The sequence below is a fragment of the uncultured Ralstonia sp. genome (assembly GCA_913056305.1).
Lineage (GTDB): Bacteria > Pseudomonadota > Gammaproteobacteria > Burkholderiales > Burkholderiaceae > Ralstonia.
The window spans coordinates 1-6,490 of record CAJXMR010000243.1; the positions used below are offsets into that span (position 1 = coordinate 1).

The 6,490-nt window shown below is 67.9% G+C and carries 5 protein-coding genes and 1 pseudogene; 2 read left to right on the forward strand and 4 right to left on the reverse strand.

Translation table 11 applies throughout. The features are described from left to right. Window positions 1-382 (reverse strand): sigma-70 family RNA polymerase sigma factor (locus QZ609_RS23115; protein WP_295499883.1); only part of this gene is annotated, 382 nt, incomplete at its 3' end. A gap of 221 nt (window positions 383-603) precedes the next feature. Beyond that, window positions 604-3,522, reverse strand: coding sequence for a diguanylate cyclase (locus QZ609_RS23120; protein WP_295499885.1), 2,919 nt, complete (start codon window positions 3,520-3,522; stop codon window positions 604-606). Window positions 3,523-3,758: 236 nt separating this feature from the next. On the opposite strand from QZ609_RS23120, the gene QZ609_RS23125 reads away from it, so the two are divergent. Together QZ609_RS23125 and QZ609_RS23130 are read left to right on the forward strand one after the other, a co-directional pair. Beyond that, the gene (locus QZ609_RS23125) at window positions 3,759-4,163 is read left to right on the forward strand and encodes an OsmC family protein (protein ID WP_295499886.1); all 405 of its coding nucleotides are present in this window, start codon (window positions 3,759-3,761) and stop codon (window positions 4,161-4,163) included. A gap of 15 nt (window positions 4,164-4,178) precedes the next feature. Further along, entirely contained in the window at window positions 4,179-5,048 is an 870-nt protein-coding gene (locus QZ609_RS23130; RefSeq protein ID WP_295499887.1) for a pirin family protein, read from the forward strand. A gap of 27 nt (window positions 5,049-5,075) precedes the next feature. Here QZ609_RS23130 and ybiB read toward each other — a convergent pair whose 3' ends face one another. Together ybiB and QZ609_RS23140 are read right to left on the reverse strand one after the other, a co-directional pair. After that, entirely contained in the window at window positions 5,076-6,086 is a 1,011-nt protein-coding gene (gene ybiB / locus QZ609_RS23135; RefSeq protein WP_295499889.1) for a DNA-binding protein YbiB, read from the reverse strand. A 175-nt stretch (window positions 6,087-6,261) separates the two neighbouring features. Beyond that, a pseudogene (locus QZ609_RS23140) lies at window positions 6,262-6,490 on the reverse strand (ABC transporter ATP-binding protein); the annotation flags it as partial.

The window sequence follows — 6,490 nt, forward strand, 5'->3', positions numbered from 1 at the left end:
CCTTGATCCAGTGCATCGCGTACGAGACGAGACGCACGCCCTGATCCGGGTCGAAACGCTTGACGGCCTTCATCAGGCCGATGTTGCCTTCCTGGATCAGGTCGGCATGCGGCAGGCCGTAGCCCAGGTACTGGCGGGCGATGGACACCACCAGGCGCAGGTGCGAGAGCACCAGGCGGCGCGCGGAATCGAGGTTGTCGTCGTCGCGGTACTCGCGCGCCAGACGTTGTTCTTCTTCGGCCGAAAGCATCGGCACCCGGTTGACGCTCTGGATGTAGGCGTCGATGTTGCCCAGGCTGCCGGGGAACGTCAGCGCCCAGGCATTGGCCGAGGGCTGCACGGTGATGGCGGAAGCGGTATTCACGGGAATGACTGCGTTCACTCAGGACTCCTGTCGAAATCCAGTGGAAGTTTGGAGAGGCATCTTAGCACTCCATCTGGATGAGTGCTAATAGGACCTTTTCTTCAGGTTGATAGTTCCCGTAAATCAGATCACATTTGTCAATAGTGTGGTGTTTGCGGCGCAACAGAATGAATGGCATACCCAGTCATAGACTGTCTGACGCGGCATCGGTTCGCGTCATCGGGGCGGTGATGCCGCCTTCACGCCGCGGTATCGCGGCCGCGCGATTTGGCCCAGTAAAGTGCGCGATCCGCCTCGCGCAGGACGGCGTCGGCGTCGGTAGCGTCTGCGGCGGGGCAGGCGACGCCAATGCTGGCCGTGACATTGAGCGCGACGTCGCCGCGCAGATGGATGGGCGGGCGAATCGCCGCCACCACTTTCTGTGCGGTGTGCAGCGCGTCATCGGGGGCGTCGATGGGGTCGAGCAGGATGACGAATTCGTCACCTGCAAGGCGCGCGACCGTGTCGGTGCGGCGCACGGTGTGCTGCAGCCGGCGGGCGACCTCGACCAGCACCGCGTCGCCGGCGGCATGGCCGTAGGTGTCGTTGATGTGCTTGAAGTGATCCACGTCCAGGTACAGCACGCCCATCGGCGCAGGCTGCCGCTGGCGGCGCTCCAGGGCGGTGCGCAGCCGGTCGTAGAGTTCGTAGCGGTTGGGCAGGCCGGTGAGGGCGTCGAAGTGCGCCATGCGCGAGAGCTCCATCTCGCTGCGTTTGGCTTCGGTCACGTCTTGCACGAAGGCGTAGAAGCCGTCGTGCTCGCCGGTGTCGGCGGCGTCGACCACGAACTGGCCACGGAAGTAGCGCGTGCGGCTGCGAGCACCCACGCCGTTCGCCCGCTCATACCACGGCGCGTTGATCTCGAATTCGACCGATTCTCCGGCCAGCGCGCGCTCGATGTACGGCGCCAGCAGCGCATAGGTGCCCGGCGTGAACACCTCGCGTGCCCGGCGGCCGCACACCTCGTCAGGCGTGCGCTGCAGCCAGCGGGCATGGGTGACGTTGCAGAAGGTGAAGACCTCGGACGCGTTGATGTGCGAGACCAGCAGCGGGGCGTTGTCGAGCACCAGCTTGAGCGCCCGCTCGCTGCGTGCCAGGGCCAGCTCGGCATTGGTGCGCAGGGTCAGGTCCTGCAGCACCGAGAAGTACCCGCGCAGCGTGCCGCGATCATCGTAGTCGGGGTAGTAGTGGCCGCTCAGGTGGCGTGGCGTGCCGGTGCGCATCGAGGTCAGCTCGAACTGCACGGGGTAGCCGGCCAGCACCTCGGTCATGTAGGGCAGCAGGGCGCGGTAGTCGTCGGGGGCGTAGAGCTCGCGCACGTGGTGGTCGAGCATGTCGGCCTCGCTGCGGCCAAAGGCTTCGAGCAGGGTGCGGCTGGCGAAGCGCAGGACGTTGTCCGTGTCGATATAGCTCAGCTGGGCCGGCACGTTGTCGGCCACCAGGCGCAGTTGCTCGCGGCTGGCACGCAGGGCATCGCGCCGGCGCTCGAGGTTTTCGTTGGCCTTGCGCAGCGCGCGCTCGGAGGCCGCCAGCCGGTTGGCGAAGGGCCGCACCGTCAGGCGGATCGTCACCACGCCGGCCATCATTAGGCACAGCATGAGGGCGCTCAGGCGCTCGAACTGCTGGCGCATCGGTGCGTAGAGCTCGGCGCTGGTGATCTTGCTGATGAGCGCGAGGCCGGTGTGGCCGATGGGCGTGTAGCTGAAGGCGGTCGGCGTGCCGTGGATGTCGTGCCACTGGCCATAGCCGGTCTGGCCGGCCAGGGCCATGCGCGAGGGCAGCGGCTGGGATTCGAGCGTCCAGGCCGGCAGCTCGAAGACGGCGTTGTCAAAGCGCTGTGGGAACGACATCAAGCGCCCGCGCGTGTCTCGGCCCGACATGGCCAGCGTTTCGGTCTCGCCCAGGCCGGCCGTGTCGGTATAGCGGCGCGTCATGTGCGCAAGCGGTTGCTCGGCGACCAGCCAGCCGACCTGCAGGCCGTCGGCCATGACCGGCGTTTCGGTCCGCATGGCGAAACCGCGTACCCATTGCAGCGTCGCGCGCTCAGGCGCGAGGCCGGCGTGCAGCGGGATGGCCAGCTCCGGATGTGGCGCCGCGCTGCCGAGACTGAGCACCGGCTCGCCCGCCAGCGTCCGCAGCGCCAGGTAGGAATAGCCCTGGTCGCGGTAGCTCTGCAGCGCCGTCATGCCGCGCAGGCGCGCCGCGTTGTCGGCGGGGCGGCGCATCACGTCCTGCACGCGGATCACGGCCGCGATCAGGCGCGGGTTCTCGGCGCGCGCCGCCAAGGCCTGGTCGAATTCCTCGGCGTAGCTGGCCAGCGCCCGCGTGCGCATGTTGCTGAAGGTCGTGTTGGCGCCGTCGATCTGCAGGATGAAGGCGGTGATGGTGGCGCCCAGGCCGGCCAGCGCCATGCAGCCGCCGCTGATCCACACGATGGTGTCTTCCTGCGACAGCCTGGGTTGCCACCGCTGTGGGGAGCGAGCCCATGCCGCGCAGCCGATCGCGATGACCGCCAGCATGTTGCATAGTGCGGAGGCATCCGACGCGCGCCATTTCAGCCAGGTCGGGTACAGATAGTCGAGCGACATCGCCTCGCCCAGCAGATCCGCGCTGCTGACGAGCAGCGACACGCCCAGCAGGGCGCACAGCAGCATCACGCGGCGCCAGCGTGAGAGCCAGGGTGCCAACGCCAGGGCCAGCCCGGTGGTGCCGAGGGCAAGCGCTTGGCTGGGGTTCAGCGCGCCGGCCCAGTCCGATAGCCACTGGCGGTCGAGCCACCGGTGCACTTCCTGCACGTCGAGCGCCACCGCCCAGCCTGTCGCTGCCTCGATGTTGCGCAACACGCACAGCAGGGCGACCGCGCCACCGCACACCGTCGCCACGGCGGCGGCACGCGGTGCCAACGCTGGCCGTGCACTGCCCACGGCCAGCGTGAGCACGCCCATGCCGAGCAGCGCCAGGTTGATCCCCGTACCGAATACGATCACCTGCTGCGCGCTCCCGAGCGTCACCGCCCACGGCCAATGCAGCAGCCAACCGCCCATGACGGTGAGGGCAAACAGCAGGAGGAACAATCCGATGACACCGGCAGCGGCGGCAAACGGGCGCGGAGAAACCATGCGAGGGCGCGTGTGGGGACGGTCTGAAATCTGGACGTGGGTGTCCTACCCGGTGAAACGGCAGCAAGCACGGCCGACTTGAGCGTTTCCGGATCAAACCACCGGTCAGGGGGGAGGCCGGCTACACGGGCTGCGAGGAAAGCGTCGAGCGCACCACTTGGTGCGCCGTCGGCACAGTTGATTACACTGCCGGGGTGGCGCGCCTGTCGCGCGCCGGGCCACGCTCAGGAGCCGTCATGACCATCGTCGTCAGCAAGGATGTGGAAGGTCTTTTCCGCCACAAAGTCACCTTCCCGGAAGGGGTGACCTACACCGACGTGCCCAAGCCCACCGGCGAGGGCAGCGCGCCCGATCCGCATGCGTACTTCAATGCCGCGCTGGCCGCCTGCAAGACGCTCACGGTCACGCTCTACGCGCGCCAGCGCAAGTACCCGCTGGACTCCATCGACGTGGCGGTCGAGGCTGATGGCAGCCAGGAGCGCCAGGGCCGCTACAAGCTGCGCACCGTGCTCACGCTGCACGGCAATCTGACCGACGAGCAGCGCGCCGACCTGCTGCGCGTCGCCGGCAAGTGCCCGGTCCACAAGTTGATGACCGAGGTGGAGATCAGCATCGATACCGAACTCGCCGAACGCGCTTGAGCACAGGACCCAGCCATGACATCGATCCAGCACATCATCGGTCCGCACGTGCGCGACCTGGGCGGCTTCTCGGTCAAGCGCGTGCTGCCGTCCGCCGCGCGCCAGACGGTGGGGCCGTTCATCTTCTTCGACCACATGGGCCCGGTCGACTTCGCGCCGGGCGACGGTGTCGACGTGCGGCCACACCCGCACATCGGGCTGGCCACCGTCACCTACCTGTTTGACGGCAGCATGGTCCACCGCGACAGCCTGGGTAGCGTGCAGACCATCGTCCCCGGTGACGTCAACTGGATGACGGCCGGCACCGGTATCGCGCACTCCGAGCGCACGTCGCCCGAGGCGCGCGCACGCGGCGAGCGCCTGCACGGCATCCAGACCTGGGTGGCATTGCCGAAGGACCAGGAGAAAGTCGCGCCCAGCTTCGCGCACCATGCCGCCGACACGCTGCCCAAGTTCGACTGCCCCGGCGTGCAGGGGGTCGTCATTGCCGGCGATGCGTTTGGACTGACGGCGCCGGTGCAGGTCTCTTCCCGCACCCTGTATGTGGCGCTGGAGCTGGCGGCCGGCGCATCGCTGGTCATCCCGCCCGAGCATGAAGACCGCGGCGTCTATCTCGTCGACGGCGCCGTCACGATCGACGGCGAGGCACTCGACCCGCAGCATCTGGCGGTGCTGGAGCCCGGCGGCGACGTGACGCTCACCGCGCAGGTGTCCTCACGCGTGATGCTGCTGGGCGGCGCACCGACCGACGGCCGGCGGCACATCTACTGGAACTTCGTCGCCAGCGATCAGGCCGACATCGAAGACGCCAAGCAGCGCTGGCAGGACGACCGCTTCGCCCACGTGCCGGGCGAGACCGAGCGCATTCCGCTGCCGGCGCGTTGACGACCGAGCACGGCGGCGCCTAGGTCGTCAGGCTGCCTGCGCCGGGCGCGCGCAGCGCACGATCGCGCGCACCTGCCTGGCGATCGGCTCCGGCACCGGCTGCGTGCCGCTCAGCACCGCTTCGATCCAGCGCGCCGTTGCCGCAACGTCGGTGCCGGCCGGCAGCTCCGGCGGCGTGCCGCTGGAGCCTTCCACTGCTTCGATCACGGTTTCATGCTCGCCGTCATGCAGCCACTCGATGGCGCTGCCGCGGCGCGCGTCGGCCACCGCCTCGCCCTCGGTGCCGCGCGAGAGCAGCACGTTGGCCGGATGGCGCAGGAAGTAATCGGTGAGCGTGTCGCGGTATTCCGGGTGCGTGTAGCTGACCAGCCGTAGCGCCTCGTGCGGCGCGTGCCCGCCGACGGGCTGCAGCATCTTCACCACCGTGTGGGCGGAATTGCGCAGGCCGACGATCTCGCGCTTATCCAGCAGTGCCGTCAGTTCGGGAGAGAGCACGTCGATCGGCACATAGGCCAGGCGATCACGCTCCAGGCGCTCGCGGGCGTCGTCCATGTGTTCGCAGACCGGCCAGCCGAGCGCTTCGAACAGCGCAGCCGTGGTGACGCGGCCGTCGAAGCGGCGGATGCCATGCACCAGCACCGGCACACCTTCGCGCGCCAGCAGCTTGGCCAGCAGCGGCACCAGGTTCGGCTGGCGGCGGGCGCCGTTGTAGCTGGGGATGACAACTGGCAACGCATGCTCGGGCGTGTCCGGCGCCGGCAGCGGCCGGCAATGCGCATGCGTGGCTTCGAGCATGCCGTCGAGTTCTTCCGGGGTCTCGCCTTTGATGCGGTAGGCCATGAGGATGGCGCCGAGCTGCACGTCGGAGATGCGGCTTTCCAGCATGGCCGTGAAGAGCGCACGGGCATCGTGCTTGACTAGCGCGCGGGCGCCGTCTGCGCCGCGGCCAATTTCCTTGATGAAGCGGGCAGCGGGGAAGGGGGCGTTCGCGAGGGCGTCTTCAGCGGCGGTGTCGGGGAGGATGGGAGGGGCAGGCATTGTTCATGGCGCGGGTGATGGGCTCGGGGGTGATCATAGCGCTGTGGGTTGCGCGCTGGCGCCATGTCGCGGTGTTTTTTGCCCTGGTGGTGCATCCCTTGTTTCATCCCCTGCCGGGGCATGAAACAGGAGATGGACCACCAAGGTAAAACAACAAAGCCATCCCCACAGTGAATCAAGCCGCCTCCGCCACCGGATGCCTCTGCTTCCGATACAGAAAATCCAACACCGCCGTCCGGCAAGCGTGATAAGTCGCATCCTCCGCCAACGCCATCCGATCCCGAGGCCGCGGCGAATCCACCGTCAACTCCTCACCAATCGTCGCAGCCGGCCCATTCGTCATCATCACGATGCGGTCCGCCAGCAGCACCGCTTCATCCACATCGTGCGTGACCATCACCACC

What these genes read in the sequence shown, in the direction of transcription:
- ybiB (WP_295499889.1), bottom strand. Translation starts at nt 6,086, where the DNA reads ATGCCTGCCCCTCCCATCCTCCCCGACACCGCCGCTGAAGACGCCCTC.
- QZ609_RS23120 (WP_295499885.1), bottom strand. Translation starts at nt 3,522, where the DNA reads ATGGTTTCTCCGCGCCCGTTTGCCGCCGCTGCCGGTGTCATCGGATTG.
- QZ609_RS23125 (WP_295499886.1), top strand. Translation starts at nt 3,759, where the DNA reads ATGACCATCGTCGTCAGCAAGGATGTGGAAGGTCTTTTCCGCCACAAA.
- QZ609_RS23130 (WP_295499887.1), top strand. Translation starts at nt 4,179, where the DNA reads ATGACATCGATCCAGCACATCATCGGTCCGCACGTGCGCGACCTGGGC.